The following is a 15,177-nucleotide window of genomic DNA, read 5'->3' as shown; positions in this document are numbered from 1 at the left end:
GTCAGCGGGTGACGACGGTCCGGCCCGAGGCCAGCAACGCACCGGTGTGGCTGCTGTACTTGTCCGTTCGTGCACGGAAGGTGTAGTGGCCGCTGACACCGCCGACCTTCGGCGTCCAGCACCGAGTCTGGTTTGGCGCTATGTAACCGTTCCCCTTGTTGCCGTTGCCGAGATCGGTGTCGCACGAGACGTCCTTGATCCAGTCGCCGTCCCGATAGATCTGCAGAAGGACCTGCGCGTACTGGCTGGCTGTCATCGGAGTGTCGTAGATCGCGAACCCCCAGTAGTTGTACGAGCTGTCACGGCACAGCTCAACGGAGCCGACCCGGGCGCCTCCGACCACCGCGAACACCGATTCTACGGGCGGTTTGACAATGGTTCCGTATGTGTTGCCCCACTGGCAGTGCGGAGCAGCCTGTGTCTGTGCCGAAGCGGGCACCACCCCGCCCAGCAATGCCGCGCTCACCACCCCCAGCGTGGCGATGACTTTCCTGATCATGATCTCCTCCAGTCGTCCGCAGTCCTGCCCAGCATGTGGCGGCCGCGTGTGCGCCGGGGAGGGGTTTCCCGTCGACCGCGGCAGCGGGAAACGGACAACACGAAAAGTGGACTTGCTGGTCCAATTTTCGTCGGCACCATCGGTGGCGCAAGCTTTGCCACAGCGAGAGGTAGTCCACCATGATGGGCAGGTTCGGTGTCTGGCAGCCGTTGCGGGTGACGACTCCGGCGATGGCGGCCGAGGTCGAGGGTCTTGGGTTCAGCAACCTGTGGGTCAGCGGGGCGACGTCGGAACTCGCCGGTGTCGACGAGCTACTCGAGGCGACGGAGTCGCTTGTCATCGGCACCAGCGTCCTCAACATCTGGCACGGCGGCGCCACGGTCGCCGCGGCCTCGTATCACCGGCTGGCCGAGCGTTTCCCTGGACGGTTCCTGCTCGGCATCGGGGCCGGGCATCCCGAACAGAACCAGGAGTTCCAGTCCCCGATGGCGTCGATCACTCAGTACCTCGACGAGCTCGACGCCGGAGGAGTTCCGGTTGACGGCCGGGCAATTGCCGCGCTTGGTCCGAAGATGCTCGCACTGGCCGCGGAACGGGCGGTTGGCTCGATCCCGTACAGCGTCACGCCGGAGTACACGCGGCGGGCCCGCGCCGCGCTCGGTTCCCGCCGGATCCTCGCGCCCGAGCACAAGGTGGTGTTGGACACTGACCCTGTGCGCGCACGGCAGACCAATCGGGACTACATCGAGGCGATGCTCAACCTGCGGCACTACCGGAACAGCCTGCGCAGGGTCGGCTTCACCGACGAGGACGTGACCGGCCGCGGCAGCGACCGGCTCTACGACGCGCTCGTTGCACACGGCGACGTGAACACCGTCGCCGGCAAACTCACTGAGCACCTTGATGCCGGGGCCGATCATGTCGCCATCCAGGTGATGACCAACGACCGCACCACGATCCCCGGTCTGCCGAAGGACATCACGGTCCAGGTGTACGACGACCGCGTGTTCGCCGTCTACAAGGCACTCGCCGACGAACTCCTCTGAGATGATGACTACTTTCCTCCGCTGTTGCGGACCTGGACGCCTTCGGCGATTCGGCCGAGCAGTTCGGGAACGTCGTCCATACCGGTGTGGGCCTCGATGAAGACCAGACGGTCGGTGACACGTTCGGCTTCGGCGAGCGCCTCTCTGAGTTCGTTCGCCGTGCGGGCCTGCAAGGTCAGTGCGTCCTTCGCGCCAAGTGCCGCCGGCACGGCTGGCCAGTCCCATGTGGCAATGTCGTTATAGCAAGCGCGTTCCCCATGGATCGCACGCTCCACTGTGTACCCGTTGTTGTTGACGAGCACGATGACCGGAGTGAGCTTGTGCCGGGCGATGGTGCCAAGCTCCTGGATGGTCTGCTGCGCTGAGCCGTCGCCGATGAGAAGCAGGCAACGTCGCGAGGTGTCGGCCAGTTGCGCGCCGAGTAGCGCGGGCAGCGTGTAGCCGATGGAGCCCCACAACGGCTGCCCGATGAACCGTGCCCCGTCGGGAAAGCGCCGCGTGCACACGCCGAAGAAGGAGGTGCCTTGCTCCGCGAGCACAGTGGTAGTCGGCCGCACTGCACTGGCCGCCACAATGTCCCACAGCTGATCTTGAGTCAGTGGCCCGTCGCCGCGAGGCACCTCCATGGGACTCACGGCAAGGGAAACAGCCTCCCGTCCGTGAACCAATTCGGTCAAAGCGGCCAGTGCGGCTGCGAGCGGAATCCGGTCGAACCGTTTGCCGTCCACTGTGGCCGTCTGCGGGCCGAGGTCGATACCTGACTGGACGTCGAACCCCTGGCTGAAGCCACCGCTGGTGGTGTCCGCGAGCAGCACGCCAGCACGGATGAGCAGGTCCGCCTCATCCACGGCGACCCGGGTGCGCGGGTCGCTGAACGCGCCGGAGTAGACACCGAGGAACTGCGGGTTGCCCTCGCCCACGACGGTCTTGCCCATCGACAAGGTGGCGTAGGGGAAACCGCCTGCGGCGAGCAACTCGGCCAGCTCATCGCGTGCCTGGAACCGGTCGACCAGGAAGTCCGCCAGCACGGTCACGGTGGTCGCGGTCGCCAGCCGATCACGGGCGACATCGGTGAACGCGGCCAGACTGACCTCGTCCACATCGGACGAATCGGGCAGCGACCCGGTGGGCGGCCCGACAAGCGCGGATGCGACATCAGACGGCAGCCGGAGATAGCAGGGCCGCTTCTCCCGGACCGCCGCTGCCAGTACCCGATCGATCTCGGCCGCGGCGTTGTCCCGGCGGAGTACGGCCTGTGCGCACGTGACTTGTTCGTGCGCACGGGCAAATCGGTCATAGTCGCCGTCACCCGCGGTGTGGTGCACGACGGCTCCTCTGTGCTCCGCGGCTTCAGCAGGGCCAACGGTGACGTGGACCAGCGGCACGTACTCGGCATAGCTCCCGGCGACGCCATTGATCGCGCTCAGCTCCCCCACCCCGAAAGTAGTCAGCAATGCCCCAAATCCCACCGTCCTGGCGTAGCCATCGGCGGCGTACGCGGCACCCAGTTCGTTGGCCGTGCCGACCCACTCGATGTCCGGATGCGCCAGCACGGTGTCCAACATCGCGAGGTTGTAATCGCCTGGGACGCCGAACAAGTGGCGGACGCCAAGCGAGGCCAGGCGCCGCAGCAGGTATTCCACGACGGTCACAGCTGATGAGTTCATGATTCCAGCGTCCGCGCGAACAGCTGCCGCGGTCATGCGGAGAACCGACAACATCGAGCCAGCCGCGCTGTGAAATCCACAAACCGTGACTAGCCTTGGCTTGTCAGCCCGGAGAAAGGCGAGCAGGATGGCGCGTGACGATTGGCGAGCTGTCGCCGAGTTGTGCCAGACGGTGGCCGCGGACCTGCCACGCCTTGTCTCGGCGATCGCCGACCGGATCAGGCAGGAAATCGCCGGATATCACGTGGTTGACCGCACCGAGCACGAACGCGGTGTGACACAGGAATATCGTGGCCTGCTCACCGGACTCGCCATGCGCAGACCGCCCACTCAGGACGAAATAGCGCAAGCACGCGATCTGGCGTACGGCGAGGCGGTCCGCGCGCAGGATGCTGCTCAGCTGGACCTCACGTACCGATTTCTTGACGGGCTCATCACCGGCACCTCACCCGGCAGCGACCTGACGCATTTGGCCCACGCGCTGAACTTCGACCCCGCGGGCACATTCCAGGCCGTCTGCTCGTCCGCCGTGGGATGGACTGACGAAGACCTGAACACGCTGCGCGGCAACTTCCGCGGCGGGCGAGGGACGATGCGATGCGCCAACCGAGGGACCGTCGTAGTCGCGCACTGCACATCCACGCGAACACCGTGCGGTACCGCTTGGCCCGCTGGCACGAACTCACCGGATGGGACGTGCACACCTGGGACGGGCTTTCCGCCAGTATGGTCGGACTCAACCTGTTCGCGCAGGACAGTCGATCCACATAGGTCAGGACCAGTCAGGCTGGCCACGGCTGGCGCGGCGGGCGAGCCGTTCGGGTGAGCGGATCACCACAGCACCTGGCTCCACTGATACCAGCCCCTCCCCGGCCAGTGTCTTCAGCGCGCGGTTGACCGATACTCGGGTGGCGCCGATCGCCTCGGCCAACCCATGCTGCGCGCCAGGCAACACAACCGTGGTCCCGGAACGTTTCGCGGTACGCACCAGCCACACGGCCACCCGCGTCACGACATCGGCGAATGCGGCACGCACCAGCTCGTCCTGCTGATCGCGCAGGTTGCGAGCAAGGTAGGCCAAGACATGACGGCGCGCGGCCGGAACGTCGTCGATGACCGCCAGCAACTCACCAGCGGGCACGAACCGCAGGTGCACCCTCGTCACCGCCGTCCAGGTCGCGGTGTGACCACCGCCGTCGAGCACCGCCGCCTTGTCGACCGTGCACGGGCCCGGAAACTCCCCCAGACGCAGCCGCCGCCCACCAGCAGTGTCGTGGGTGGCGGCCAGCGTCCCGCTCTCCACCACGATCAGGCGAGTCGCTGGTTGGCCCCGCACGGCCACCACACAGTCCGCGTCCAGGACACGCGTCGTCGACCGTGTCGCCAGCGCACGCAATCGCTCCTGGTCCAGCGACGCGAACAAGGGCACAACCGCCAACGCGTCCAGATCGGTCATGATTGGCAGTATCACCTGATACAGCGCTCGATCCTTCGGTGGCCATACGGTCGCGGGCATGTTCGTACTCGAATTGGCCTTCGACGAGGACCCGCGCCGGCTGGCCGCCCGTCCGGCTCATCGACGCCAGCTGGCTGCGCTGCACGCCGATGGGATGCTGGCGATGGCCGGACCGTGGGACGACGACTCCGGAGCACTGCTGGTCTTCGACACCGACCGCGCGGGCGTGGAAGCCATCATGGCTGCCGACCCGTACTACACCACTGCCGGGGTGACGGTCACCGCATTGCGGCAATGGAACCCGATAATTGGCGTCACGCCGTCCCACCCGATTACCGGCTCACAGGCCCGGTGAAAACCACGCCTGGAGGTTGGCCGGGTCAATCGGGAGTGAGATGTGTTCGTGCGTGATCAACCACTTGTCGCCTGACCGCCTGCAACACACGGTCGACCGTACCCATATCGCACTGTCGATTCCGTTCTTGCGGGTTCCGCTGTCCAGGTGGATCATGTGCGCGTACGCGACATCCCCGTTGGCCACGACAGACAGCTCATGCGTTTCAAGGCCGATGGGTCCGTCGTATTCGTCAAACCATCGCACGAAGTTGCGGCGGACTTCCTCGGTTCCTTCGAACCGCAGCGGCGGGACGACATCGTAATAGACGACGTCGGCGGAATAGTGTGACATGAGCCGGTCGATGTCCTTTGTCTGGCAAGCATCGACGCGGCTGTCCAAGAACGTCCTGAGCCCGGACTCGTTCGAAGCCATCGGATCCTCCATCGGGAAACCTACCGCCGCCAGCTGGCCTGGCGGCGGTTCCTGTGGTCGCAGTAATCCGACAGCGCAGCCGCCTGGATTGTGAGGTGACCGGTCGAGCCCGAGCACCTCCGGCTCGACCCAGCCACCGTGGCCGGTCCAGACAGGCTCTCGTGCGCGTGCCCGTTGACTGATATTGTCTAATGGTATGACGGTTAGCACTTCAGGCGTCGGGAGGAACGAGCATGCTCAGACGAGAGGTCAATGAGCTGTTGACGCGGACAGGGCCCGGCACGCCGATGGGAGACCTCTTCCGTCAGTACTGGATCCCCGCGTTCCTCGCCGAGGAACTGCCGGAGGACGACTGCCCGCCGGTGCGCCTCAAGATCCTCTCCGAGCGGCTGATCGGCTTTCGCGACAGCAACGGCCGCTACGGCCTGGTTGACGAATTCTGCGCCCACCGCGGCGCGTCGCTCTGGTTCGGCCGCAACGAGGAAGGCGGGCTGCGCTGCGCCTACCACGGCTGGAAGTACGACGTCACCGGCCAGTGCCTCGAGGTGCCGTCCGAACCGGACAACAGCAACTTCTGCACCAACGTCAAGCTGACGTCGTACCCGCTGGTCAAGATCGGTGACATCCTCTGGACCTACATGGGCGACCCGGCCAAGCAGCCACCGCCGCCCGAGTTCGAGTTCATCCACGTCCCGCCGGAGCAGACCTACACCTCGAAACGCTGGCAGGAAAGCAACTGGCTGCAGGCACTGGAGGGCGGCATCGACTCCAGCCACGTGTCGTGGCTGCACTCCGGCGCACTCAAGAGCGACCCGTTGTTCAAGGGCGCCAAGGGCAACAAGTACAACATGAACGACCTCAAGCCGTTCTTCGAAGTCGCCGAGGCCGATGGCGGGCTGTTCGTCGGCGCGCGCCGCACGGCCGAGGACGGCAACTACTACTGGCGCATCACGCCTTGGGTCATGCCGGCGTTCACGCTTGTCCCGCCGCGCGGTGACCACCCTGTGCACGGCCACTTCTGGGTACCGATCGACGACGAGAACTGCTGGGTCTACACGTTCGACTACCACCCGGTCCGCGCGCTGACGCCCGCGGAGCGCCAGGCCATGATGGACGGTTTCGGGGTGCACAGCGAGAACATCCCTGGCACGTACCGCCCGGTGCAGAACAAGGACAACGACTACCAGATGGACCGCGACGCGCAGCGGCGCGGCGAGCACTATTCGGGTGTACGGGGGATCGCGATCCAGGACGCGTCATTGCAGGAGAGCCTTGGCCCGATCGTCGACCGCAGCAAGGAGCGACTCGTGGCCGCCGACAGCGGCATCATCAAGGCACGTCAGAAACTCCGGAAAGCCGCACTCGCCTTACGGGACGAGGGCATCACCCCGCCAGGCGTCGATCCGGCGCACCACCGGGTCCGGTCCGCGGCCGTTCTGCTGCCGCGGGAGGAGTCGTTCCTCGAAGCGAGCCGCGACGCGGTCACTGTCAAGCCCGGCGTCCCGCAACACTCGGTGTGACGATGAAACCCATTCTGCTCAACAGTTGCGCGCGTGCCTCGACCACAGCCGAGGCCCGGTTCCGGATCGACGCTCCGATCGCCCCGGCACGCGCCACCCGAGTCGTCGCGCTGGACCACGCCGCCGAAGTCGTGGTCCAGCGCGTCGCCCAGGAGCCGTGGGCCGACGCACGGTTCTTCACGTGCAAGTCCCCGGCGGGCAACGGGCATGTCGCTGACCTTGTCCTGGTCGCCCCGGACGGCTCGCGGTCGCGGCTGTCCGAAGTGCTCACTGGCGCTGACGTGGCGGTCATGGTGGCGACCGAGAACGACGGCGCCGCAGCGGCGTCCGCGATCGGCGACGCCTGCACCCTGCGCGGGATCATGACCGCCGGGCTTGTGCTGGCCAGCGGCCACGACGCCGGGGCGGCCGTGTCGGCGTTGCGCCCACACGCAAGAGTGATCATGGTGACCTACGACGAGCACGACGTGTCCGAAGTGCTCACGGCGTTGCGGGCCTGAGAAATGGATCCTGTGACTGTGCCCGCCTTGCAGGCGATGAAGCCCGCCGGGCAGAAGATCGTCGGCGTGGTGGTCTGGGACTACCAGATGGCCAGGATCGTCGACCGGGCCGGCGTCGACATCGTCTCGGTCGGCGACACTGTCGGCGTCAACCTCTGGGGCCACGCGAACCCGCTCGAAGTGACCATGGACCAGATGATCATCGTCACCCAGGCGGTTCGCCGGGGCGTACGGCGGGCGCTGGTCAGTGCCGATTTCCCGTTCGGCCCGTTGCAGGAAGGGCCGGACAGTGCAGTGCGTGCCGCGATCCGGCTGGTCAAGGAGGCAGGCGTCGATCTCGTGAAGCTCGACGGCGCGGCCGACCACCTCGACGCTGTCACCGCAGTCACCCGCGCGGGCATTCCAGTGTTCGCCCAGTTCGGCATCACGCCGCAAACCGCGTTGCGCTATGGCGTTCCGTACACAGGAGCGTCGAATGCGCAGGTACCGGAGGAGATGACCGCGGAACTCGTCGCCGAGGCGAAAGCACTCGAGGCGGCCGGGGCGGTGCTGCTGAACTTCACCAACTCGGGCCCGGTCGTCGGCGCCGAGGTGGCCCGCGCGGTGTCCATCCCGGTCGTCGGCGGCTTCGGCGGCGGGCCGTGGCTCGATGGCCGGATGCGGATGGCCCACGCGGCAATCGGCTACGCGGCGTCCGGATTGGACGACCCCCGGGACACCTATGCCAACGTGGCGCGGATCAGCTTCGACGCGATCACCGCGTACGCCGACGATGTGCGCGGTGGCCGCCAGATCAAGGGCAGGTGACCCGTGCCCATAACCACCATCGACGGGATCCTCACCCGCTACGAAATCGTCGGCGACGGGCCGCCGTTGTTGATGTTCTCGCCAGGCGGGTTCAACGCATCGCTGGAAACCTGGCGGACGCAAGGCATCTACCGGCAGCTCGAACTGCTTCCCCAACTGGCCGAGCGGTACACGTGCATCACGTTCGACAAGCGGGAAACGGGCGAGTCAGGCGGTCGCGTCGAGCGCATCGGCTGGGCATCGTATGCAACGCAAGGCGTCGAGTTGCTCGACCACTTGGGCATCGAGAGAGCGCACTTGATGGGTGGCTGCATCGGTTGCTCGATCGCCACGACGATGGCAGTGGCCCACCCCGGCAGAGTGTCGAGCCTGGTGCTCTACTCCCCCGCTGGCGGTCCCCGCTACCGTATGGGCCAGCACGCGCGCCTCGGCCGACACCTCGCTTACGTCGCCGAACACGGTCTCGCGGCGGTAGTCGAGTTGGCACGTACCACTTCCAGCAGTTTCACTCAGGACCCGCGAGTCGGTCCATGGGTCACGGTGCTCCGGCGGGATCCCGCGTTCGCCGAGAACTACGCGTCCCTCGACGCCGCCAAGTACGCCGTGATCGTCACGGGTATGTCGCGATTGCTGTTCGACGGTGACACTGTGCCCGGACCTGAGCCGGAAGACCTGATGCTGCTGGACATTCCCACGCTGATCGTCCCGGGCGAGGACGTATCGCACGCTCCGTCGGCGGCGCGGTATCTGCGGGAATGCTTGCCCCACGCGGAGTTCTGGGACGCACCAGTCGCCGAGCAGACGGCTCAGACAGCGCCGAAACGGATCCTGGAGTTCCTCGGCTCGGTTTAGAACCCGGCTTCCATGGCCGCGATCTGGTCGAGGCGCGTCTGGTGCCGGTCACCTTTGAACGGGGTCGTCAGCCACGTCTTGGTGATTTCCACCGCGTCCTGATCGGAGATCACCTTCGCGCCGAGCACCAGCACGTTCGTCTTGTTGTGGGCAGCCGAGATTTCGGCGAGGAACACCGAATGGCCAAGGCCTGCGCGGATACCGCGAACCTTGTTGCACGCGATCGCCTCGCCGCCGCCGGTGCCGCCGATCACGATCGCCCGCTCAGCAGTTCCGCCGACAACCTCGGCACAAACATCCGCGCACAGCAGCGGGTAGTCCACTACTTCGACGTCGTGTGTGCCGCGATCGTCGACCTCATGTCCTTGTGAGACAAGCCATTCGGTGAGGTACTTCTTCATCGGCACGCCGTTGTGGTCGGCCGCGATCGCGATACGCATGATGTCCCCTCAGGCTGTCAGGTCGAGCGTGTCGGCCGCGAACAGGTCCTCGACGGCAGGCCTGCGGTCGAGGATCCCTTGCCGCAGTGCGTGATCGATCAGCTTGTCGATCATCGGGCGGTTCGGCGCGATGCCGTACGGAAGCGGGTCGCGACCGGTGATCTCCTTGACCCGCTGGTACATCACGTCGGCCGGTGCCGGGTCCGGGATGGTGTCCAGGCCTGCCACGTACTTCTGCTTCGCCTGCGCGAACGCATCGAACACCTCAGCGGCCAGACCTGGATGCTCCGCGAGAACCGAGTCACGGACGACGACCAAGTGGTTGATCGGGTACAGGCCGTCGCGGCGCAGCGCCTCGTAGGCCGCCTCGGTCGCGTCCGGGATGAGCGGGGCTCCCTTCACCCCGATGGCTGCGGCCAATTCGCCCGACGCCATCATCGACGCCAGGTCACCGCCCTGTGGCATGGGTACGACGTTGGCTGGCGGCCGGTACTCCGCGACGTGCTCGTCGCCGGACAGTACCCACGTCACCTTGTCCAGGTCGACGCCGTAGTAGTCCTGCAGGATGCCGCGTGCCCACACGCCTGTGGTGACCGTGTAGCCCCGGTTGACACCGACGCGACTGCCCTCGAGCTCGGACACAGCAGAGGTTCCATTGTGGACGATTGCGCCGTGGTGGAACCCGCGCACAGGGAACACCGGCAGTGCGGTGATCGGTTTGCCGTACGCCTTGGCGCACAGGTAGGTGGTGAAGGCCATCTCGCTGACGTCGAACTCCAGGCCGCGCACCATCCGGCGGAACGCGTCGACGAGGACAGGGACCTCCTCGAACTCGAAGGAGAACCCGCGTGGCGTGACACCGCCGTCCTTGAGGGCGCGGTTGTTGCCCTGAGTTCTCGTCACAGTCCTGAGAACGGGTGACCTCGACATGTTAATTGTTATACCATAAGACCATGACTGAGACCGTTCTCGCGGCCGTACGCACGGGCGCCAGCACCACGGAGTACCGCGAGTACCCGATGCCGGAGATCCCCGACGACGGCGCGTTGCTGCGTGTCGAGGTGGCGGGCATCTGCGGCACGGACGTCAAGATGTACGCCAAGCCCGTCATCACCGAGCCGGTGATCATGGGCCACGAGAACGTCGGCGTCATCGAGAAGGCAGGCCGCACGTTCCGCGAACGCCAAGGCTTCCAAGAGGGCGACCGGGTCTTCATCCAGCACTACGTCCCGTGCAGGCGCTGCGAGTGGTGCCACCTCGGCCAGTACCAGCACTGTGAGTGGACCGACTGGCGGACCAACCCGGACGCCCGCCGCTACGGCTACACGTCGGCGGAGAACCAGTACCACCTGTGGGGCGGGTTCGCCAGCCACCTGTACCTGCCGTGGAACGCGGTGGTGCACAAGGTGCCGGACGGCGTGTCAGCCGAGCTCGCGGGCATCGTCACCCCGATGTCCAACGGCATCGAGTGGGCCCTGTTCGACGCGGGCGTCGGCTACGACTCCACAGTGCTCATCCAAGGCCCCGGGCAGCAAGGGCTCGCGCAGACGGTCGCCTGCAAACAGGCAGGCGCCTCGCTGATCATCGTGACCGGGACGACCAGGGACGCCGCCCGCCTGGAACTGGCGAAGGCGCTCGGCGCCGACCACGTCATCGACGTGCAGGCGGAGGACCCGCTCACCAGGGTCCGGGAAATCACCGGCGGCAAGGGCGTGGACGTTGTCCTTGACTGCACCGCGGGCGCGGGCACCACCCCTGTCCTGCTCGGTATCGAAGCGCTCAAGCGCCGCGCGGGAACCCTCGTGATCCAAGGTGAACTCGCCGCGTTCCCGGACTTCCCGGTCAAGAAGGTCACCGAGAAAGCCATCACGATCAAGAGCGCACGCGGGCACAGCCATCGGGCCGTCGAGCTCGCCCTGGCCCAGCTGGCGTCCGGCCGGTTCCCGCTGGAGCGCCTGACAACGCACACCTTCGGGCTATCCGATGTGGATCGTGCGATCAGGACGGTCGCAGGTGCTGGCGACGAGGACGCGATTCACGTCTCGGTGCTGCCGTGACCGGGCTCGTCGTCCGCGATGTCCACCGCACCGACAAGTCCATTGTGGATGAGCTTGGCAGCCTTGGCGTGGCGACGATCCACGAGGCACAGGGGCGTACCGGTCTGATGGCGGCACGGCTTCGCCCCATTTACCCCGGCGCGCACGTCGGCGGCACGGCCATCACCGTCAGCGTTCCGCCCGGCGACAACTGGATGCTGCACGTGGCCGTCGAGCAGTGCCAGGAGGGCGACATCCTTGTCGTGTCACCCACATCGCCGTCCGACGCGGGCTACTTCGGCGAGTTGCTGGCGTCGGCCGTACAGGTTCGGGGAGTACGCGGACTGGTCATCGATGCGGGTTGCCGGGACGTCGCAGAGTTGTCCCGGATGGGGTTTCCCGTGTGGTCACGAGCGGTGTGTGCGACGGGCACAGTCAAGGAGACGCTCGGCGACGTCAACCTCCCCCTCGTATGCGCGGGTCAACTGGTGCGGCCGGGTGATGTGGTCGTGGCCGATGACGACGGCGTAGTGGTCGTCCCGCAGCGTGCGGCCGAAACCGTCCTGACCGCGTCGAAAGCGCGCGAGGAGAAGGAAGCCGCGTCACGAGCCCGCTACCTTGCGGGCGAGTTGAGCCTCGACGTGTCCGACATGCGCGGCCGGCTCGCTGCCAAGGGACTCACATACGTCGACGGGGAGCCGGACGCATGAGCGAGCTTGCGAGCGAATCATCGGCACTCATCATCGATGTGCACGGCCACTACACCACCGCGCCCGGCGAGCACCAGGCGTTCCGTGACGCGCAGCTCGCCCGGCTGGCCGACCCGAGCATGCCCTCGCCGAACCCGGCCCGGATCAGCGATGACGCGATCCGTGACAGCATCGAGACCACGCAGCTCGCCATGCTTCGGCAGCGCGGCGGCGACTTCATGATCTTCTCCCCTAGAGCGGCAGGCATGGAACACCATGTGCCCGACGCGGTAACCGCGCGGGAGTGGGCACGGGCGTCCAACGACCTCGTGCACCGGGTCGTCGAGCTGTTTCCAGACCACTTCGCCGGGGCGTGCCAGCTGCCACAGACCCCTGGCGGGACGCTCGACGACTCCGTCAGCGAGTTGCGGCGCTGTGTCGAGGAGCTGGGTTTTGTCGGAGCGAACCTCAACCCCGATCCATCCGGCGGGCACTGGACGTCCCCGCCGCTCACCGACGAGTACTGGTTCCCGCTCTACGAGGCCCTGGTCGACCTCGACGTCCCCGCGATGATCCACGTCTCCTCGTCGTGCAATCCCGCGGCGCACACGCTCGGCGCGCACTACCTCAACGCCGACACGACCGCGTTCATGCAGCTACTGCAAGGAGATCTCTTCGGCAGGTTCCCCACGCTGCGGTTCGTGATCCCGCACGGCGGCGGCGCGGTGCCGTACCACTGGGGTCGCTATCGCGGGCTCGCCGACCGGATGGGCCGCCCACCGCTGTCCGAGCACCTGATGACCAACGTCTTCTTCGACACCTGCGTGTACCACCAGGCCGGGATCGACCTGCTGCACCGGGTGATCGGCGCCGACAACATCCTGTTCGCCTCGGAGATGTTCGGTGCCGTGCGGGGGATCGACCCGGAGACCGGGCACCACTGGGACGACACCAAGCGCTACATCGACAATCTCGACATGTCCGGCGTTGACCGCGCGAAGATCATGGCGGGCAACGCGCGGCGCGTGTACCCGAGACTCGACAAGCTGCTTGCGAGGTGACATGACCAGGATCCGGGGCATCCTGGCCGAGCGGCACGGTGTCCCGGTCGATTCGATGACCCATCTGACTGGCGGGCAGGAACAGCAAGGACGGGTGGAGAAGCAGGCGCTTGACCTGCCACCCGGTATCAAGGTCGAGCGCATCGAAGCGGGACGCACGCTCGCGGAGATGCTGGCGAGCGGTGAACTGGGCGCCGACTACTGGTCCTACGGCCTCGGTCCCGACCGTCACACACTGGAGACGTTCCTGCGTTATCACCACGCGCAGGGCCTGTCGAAACGACTGTTCAGTCCCGAGGAGCTGTTCGCGCCCGAGTCATGCGAGTCGGCGGTGATCTGAGAGTTCCTTGCGTACCACCAGATAGTCCCTTGCGCTGTTGACCGCGTTGACGGCCAGCAGCCTCTCGCCGCGGAAGTACCGCACGGAGAACCGTTCCGTGTCCGGGTCACCGTCCACTTCGTACCGATCATAGCCGTCGGCGATCCCGGCGATCTGCAGTTTCAAGTCGTACTGGTCCGACCAGAACCACGGCACCTCGGGCTCGGGGGCCGGCGCCCCCATGAGCGTCGCCGCGGCCGTTCTGGCCTGGCTGATCGCGTTGGGCGCCGACTCGAGGCGGACCAGTCCCAGTCCCGTCAACGGGTTGGGCATGACGGTGCAGTCGCCCGCCGCCACGACAGAAGGTTCGCTGGTGCGGGAGAATTCGTCGACGACAATTCCGCCTTCGCACGCCAGCCCCAATTGCTCGGCCAGTTCGGTCCGCGGCACCACTCCCACGCCCACCAGCACCACGTCGGCAGGCAAGCGGGTGCCATCGTCGAGCAGAACTCCGGTGACGTGGCCGTTCACGCCTTCGATCGCGGTGACTCCAGTGTTGAGGCGCACCGCGGTGCCGCGTCGGACATGGGCTCGACGGTAGAACTCCGACACCACGGGCGCGACCGCACGGGACATCAGCCGGTCGGCCACATCCACGACCGTAACGTTGCTGCCTTGCTTGCGCGCCACCGACGCCACTTCCAGCCCAATGAACCCACCACCGATGACGACGACGTTGCTCGCCGAAGCAAGGTGTGCGCGGAGCCGCTCGGAGTCGTCGGCCGTCCGCAGGTAGCAGACTCCGTCGAGGTCCGCGCCGGGCACGTCGAGCCGTCGCGGCCGCGCGCCCACGGTGAGGGCGAGCCGGTCGAACACCATGGTGCAGCCGTGATCGGTCAGCACAACCCCATGTGACCCGGCGGGCAGGTGCAGTTTGGTCACCCGTTCAGCGGGCCACACGTTGATACGCCGTGTCTTGTAGAACGCTTCGGTGCGCAACTCCAGCGACGCGTCGTCCACAGCACCGGCGAGGAACGCCTTCGACAGCGGTGGCCGCTGGTAGGGATGCCGTGGCTCCGCGCCGATCAGGGTGATCGACTGGTCGTATCCGTTGTCCCGCAACGACACGGCGAGCTGCACGCCGGCCTGGCCCGCGCCGACGATCAGCGCCCCGCCGTTCATGGCTGCTCTTCGGGAGTGGCGACGATCAAACCGTCCAGCTCCTCGGACATGCTGATCTGGCAGGACAACCTGCTCGTCGCGCGACGATCGGACACGCCGAGGTCAAGCGTGGCGTCCTCGAGGTCGCCTGGCGGGCCGACCCGCACGGTGAATTCCTCGTCGACGTAGACATGGCAGGTGGCGCAGGACATGTTGCCGCCGCACTCCCCGACGATGCCGGGCACGCCGTTGCGGACCGCCGTCGACATGACCGAGTCGCCGGCCACCGCGTCGATCGTGGTGCGCGATCCGTCGATCGCGACGTAGGTGACCTTGGGCACTGTCGGGTCCTCTC

At 66.5% G+C, this 15,177-nt stretch carries 19 protein-coding genes; 11 read left to right on the top strand and 8 right to left on the bottom strand.

The window, feature by feature from the left end; genetic code table 11:
• Position 1 precedes the first annotated feature (1 nt).
• Entirely contained in the window at positions 2-499 is a 498-nt protein-coding gene (locus tag B9C43_RS36505) for a hypothetical protein (protein WP_084431345.1), read from the bottom strand.
• A 179-nt stretch (positions 500-678) separates the two neighbouring features.
• On the opposite strand from B9C43_RS36505, the gene B9C43_RS36500 reads away from it, so the two are divergent.
• Positions 679-1,545, top strand: coding sequence for an LLM class F420-dependent oxidoreductase (locus tag B9C43_RS36500; RefSeq protein ID WP_084431343.1), 867 nt, complete (start codon positions 679-681; stop codon positions 1,543-1,545).
• Positions 1,546-1,553: 8 nt separating this feature from the next.
• Here the strand turns inward: B9C43_RS36500 and B9C43_RS36495 are convergent, their stop codons facing one another.
• Positions 1,554-3,212, bottom strand: coding sequence for an alpha-keto acid decarboxylase family protein (locus B9C43_RS36495; protein WP_084431865.1), 1,659 nt, complete (start codon positions 3,210-3,212; stop codon positions 1,554-1,556).
• 127 nt (positions 3,213-3,339) lie between these two features.
• On the opposite strand from B9C43_RS36495, the gene B9C43_RS60470 reads away from it, so the two are divergent.
• Positions 3,340-4,038, top strand: coding sequence for an RsbRD N-terminal domain-containing protein (locus B9C43_RS60470; RefSeq protein WP_235039064.1), 699 nt, complete (start codon positions 3,340-3,342; stop codon positions 4,036-4,038).
• Here B9C43_RS60470 and B9C43_RS36485 read toward each other — a convergent pair.
• A complete protein-coding gene (locus tag B9C43_RS36485; protein ID WP_160096925.1) occupies positions 3,985-4,668 on the bottom strand; it encodes a Crp/Fnr family transcriptional regulator in 684 nt (227 codons plus the stop codon). The two genes, B9C43_RS60470 and B9C43_RS36485, sit on opposite strands and share 54 nt — an antisense overlap.
• Positions 4,669-4,726: 58 nt before the next feature.
• Between B9C43_RS36485 and B9C43_RS36480 the strand changes: the two genes are divergently transcribed.
• Positions 4,727-5,023 carry a YciI family protein gene (locus tag B9C43_RS36480; RefSeq protein ID WP_084431337.1) on the top strand — a complete coding sequence of 99 codons (297 nt, stop codon included), beginning with the start codon at positions 4,727-4,729 and terminating at the stop codon, positions 5,021-5,023.
• On the opposite strand, the gene B9C43_RS36475 is transcribed toward B9C43_RS36480, so the two are convergent.
• Complete coding sequence (locus B9C43_RS36475; RefSeq protein WP_084431335.1) at positions 5,009-5,437, bottom strand: YybH family protein; 429 nt, start codon at positions 5,435-5,437, stop codon at positions 5,009-5,011. The genes B9C43_RS36480 and B9C43_RS36475 overlap by 15 nt on opposite strands.
• A gap of 233 nt (positions 5,438-5,670) precedes the next feature.
• Here B9C43_RS36475 and B9C43_RS36470 point away from each other — a divergent pair, with 233 nt between their 5' ends.
• From B9C43_RS36470 to B9C43_RS36455, 4 genes are read left to right on the top strand one after another with little or no spacing between them, the layout of a single operon-like run.
• Positions 5,671-6,957 carry an aromatic ring-hydroxylating dioxygenase subunit alpha gene (locus B9C43_RS36470; protein ID WP_084431333.1) on the top strand — a complete coding sequence of 429 codons (1,287 nt, stop codon included), beginning with the start codon at positions 5,671-5,673 and terminating at the stop codon, positions 6,955-6,957.
• Between the two features lie 2 nt (positions 6,958-6,959).
• A complete protein-coding gene (locus B9C43_RS36465; protein ID WP_200825857.1) occupies positions 6,960-7,457 on the top strand; it encodes a hypothetical protein in 498 nt (165 codons plus the stop codon).
• Positions 7,458-7,475: 18 nt separating this feature from the next.
• Positions 7,476-8,264: a 3-methyl-2-oxobutanoate hydroxymethyltransferase gene (locus tag B9C43_RS36460; RefSeq protein ID WP_200825856.1), complete on the top strand. Its 789-nt coding sequence runs from the start codon at positions 7,476-7,478 to the stop codon at positions 8,262-8,264.
• A gap of 3 nt (positions 8,265-8,267) precedes the next feature.
• Positions 8,268-9,116: an alpha/beta fold hydrolase gene (locus tag B9C43_RS36455; protein WP_084431327.1), complete on the top strand. Its 849-nt coding sequence runs from the start codon at positions 8,268-8,270 to the stop codon at positions 9,114-9,116.
• On the opposite strand, the gene B9C43_RS36450 is transcribed toward B9C43_RS36455, so the two are convergent.
• Positions 9,113-9,556 carry an RpiB/LacA/LacB family sugar-phosphate isomerase gene (locus tag B9C43_RS36450; RefSeq protein WP_143446852.1) on the bottom strand — a complete coding sequence of 148 codons (444 nt, stop codon included), beginning with the start codon at positions 9,554-9,556 and terminating at the stop codon, positions 9,113-9,115. The genes B9C43_RS36455 and B9C43_RS36450 overlap by 4 nt on opposite strands.
• 9 nt (positions 9,557-9,565) lie before the next feature.
• Positions 9,566-10,459 (bottom strand): substrate-binding domain-containing protein, encoded by an 894-nt coding sequence (locus B9C43_RS36445; RefSeq protein ID WP_200825855.1) that lies wholly within the window; start codon positions 10,457-10,459, stop codon positions 9,566-9,568.
• 50 nt (positions 10,460-10,509) lie between these two features.
• Here B9C43_RS36445 and B9C43_RS36440 point away from each other — a divergent pair, with 50 nt between their 5' ends.
• The 4 genes from B9C43_RS36440 to B9C43_RS36425 are packed head-to-tail and all read left to right on the top strand — an operon-like array spanning position 10,510 to position 13,682.
• Positions 10,510-11,613 carry a zinc-dependent alcohol dehydrogenase gene (locus tag B9C43_RS36440; RefSeq protein WP_084431323.1) on the top strand — a complete coding sequence of 368 codons (1,104 nt, stop codon included), beginning with the start codon at positions 10,510-10,512 and terminating at the stop codon, positions 11,611-11,613.
• Positions 11,610-12,302: a 4-carboxy-4-hydroxy-2-oxoadipate aldolase/oxaloacetate decarboxylase gene (locus B9C43_RS36435; protein WP_084431321.1), complete on the top strand. Its 693-nt coding sequence runs from the start codon at positions 11,610-11,612 to the stop codon at positions 12,300-12,302. Before B9C43_RS36440 ends, B9C43_RS36435 begins: the two co-directional genes overlap by 4 nt.
• Positions 12,299-13,342, top strand: coding sequence for an amidohydrolase family protein (locus B9C43_RS36430; RefSeq protein ID WP_084431319.1), 1,044 nt, complete (start codon positions 12,299-12,301; stop codon positions 13,340-13,342). The genes B9C43_RS36435 and B9C43_RS36430 overlap by 4 nt, the downstream gene beginning before the upstream one ends.
• Before the next feature lies 1 nt (position 13,343).
• Positions 13,344-13,682 (top strand): hypothetical protein, encoded by a 339-nt coding sequence (locus B9C43_RS36425; protein ID WP_084431318.1) that lies wholly within the window; start codon positions 13,344-13,346, stop codon positions 13,680-13,682.
• On the opposite strand, the gene B9C43_RS36420 is transcribed toward B9C43_RS36425, so the two are convergent.
• Together B9C43_RS36420 and B9C43_RS36415 are read right to left on the bottom strand one after the other, a co-directional pair.
• Positions 13,659-14,843, bottom strand: coding sequence for an NAD(P)/FAD-dependent oxidoreductase (locus B9C43_RS36420; protein ID WP_084431316.1), 1,185 nt, complete (start codon positions 14,841-14,843; stop codon positions 13,659-13,661). The two genes, B9C43_RS36425 and B9C43_RS36420, sit on opposite strands and share 24 nt — an antisense overlap.
• Complete coding sequence (locus B9C43_RS36415) at positions 14,840-15,163, bottom strand: 2Fe-2S iron-sulfur cluster-binding protein (RefSeq protein ID WP_033390862.1); 324 nt, start codon at positions 15,161-15,163, stop codon at positions 14,840-14,842. The genes B9C43_RS36420 and B9C43_RS36415 overlap by 4 nt, the downstream gene beginning before the upstream one ends.
• Positions 15,164-15,177: the final 14 nt, after the last annotated feature.

Source organism: Kibdelosporangium aridum, assembly GCF_900176515.1.
Classification (GTDB): domain Bacteria; phylum Actinomycetota; class Actinomycetes; order Mycobacteriales; family Pseudonocardiaceae; genus Kibdelosporangium; species Kibdelosporangium aridum.
The sequence above is the reverse complement of the archived record's forward strand: the minus strand, read 5'-3'. Positions and strand labels throughout refer to the sequence as shown.

Coding starts and splice junctions, on each gene's coding strand:
- B9C43_RS36505 (WP_084431345.1), bottom strand. CDS start 499: ATGATCAGGAAAGTCATCGCCACGCTGGGGGTGGTGAGCGCGGCATTG.
- B9C43_RS36500 (WP_084431343.1), top strand. CDS start 679: ATGATGGGCAGGTTCGGTGTCTGGCAGCCGTTGCGGGTGACGACTCCG.
- B9C43_RS36495 (WP_084431865.1), bottom strand. CDS start 3,212: ATGAACTCATCAGCTGTGACCGTCGTGGAATACCTGCTGCGGCGCCTG.
- B9C43_RS60470 (WP_235039064.1), top strand. CDS start 3,340: ATGGCGCGTGACGATTGGCGAGCTGTCGCCGAGTTGTGCCAGACGGTG.
- B9C43_RS36485 (WP_160096925.1), bottom strand. CDS start 4,668: ATGACCGATCTGGACGCGTTGGCGGTTGTGCCCTTGTTCGCGTCGCTG.
- B9C43_RS36480 (WP_084431337.1), top strand. CDS start 4,727: ATGTTCGTACTCGAATTGGCCTTCGACGAGGACCCGCGCCGGCTGGCC.
- B9C43_RS36475 (WP_084431335.1), bottom strand. CDS start 5,437: ATGGCTTCGAACGAGTCCGGGCTCAGGACGTTCTTGGACAGCCGCGTC.
- B9C43_RS36470 (WP_084431333.1), top strand. CDS start 5,671: ATGCTCAGACGAGAGGTCAATGAGCTGTTGACGCGGACAGGGCCCGGC.
- B9C43_RS36465 (WP_200825857.1), top strand. CDS start 6,960: ATGAAACCCATTCTGCTCAACAGTTGCGCGCGTGCCTCGACCACAGCC.
- B9C43_RS36450 (WP_143446852.1), bottom strand. CDS start 9,556: ATGCGTATCGCGATCGCGGCCGACCACAACGGCGTGCCGATGAAGAAG.
- B9C43_RS36440 (WP_084431323.1), top strand. CDS start 10,510: ATGACTGAGACCGTTCTCGCGGCCGTACGCACGGGCGCCAGCACCACG.
- B9C43_RS36430 (WP_084431319.1), top strand. CDS start 12,299: ATGAGCGAGCTTGCGAGCGAATCATCGGCACTCATCATCGATGTGCAC.
- B9C43_RS36425 (WP_084431318.1), top strand. CDS start 13,344: ATGACCAGGATCCGGGGCATCCTGGCCGAGCGGCACGGTGTCCCGGTC.
- B9C43_RS36420 (WP_084431316.1), bottom strand. CDS start 14,843: ATGAACGGCGGGGCGCTGATCGTCGGCGCGGGCCAGGCCGGCGTGCAG.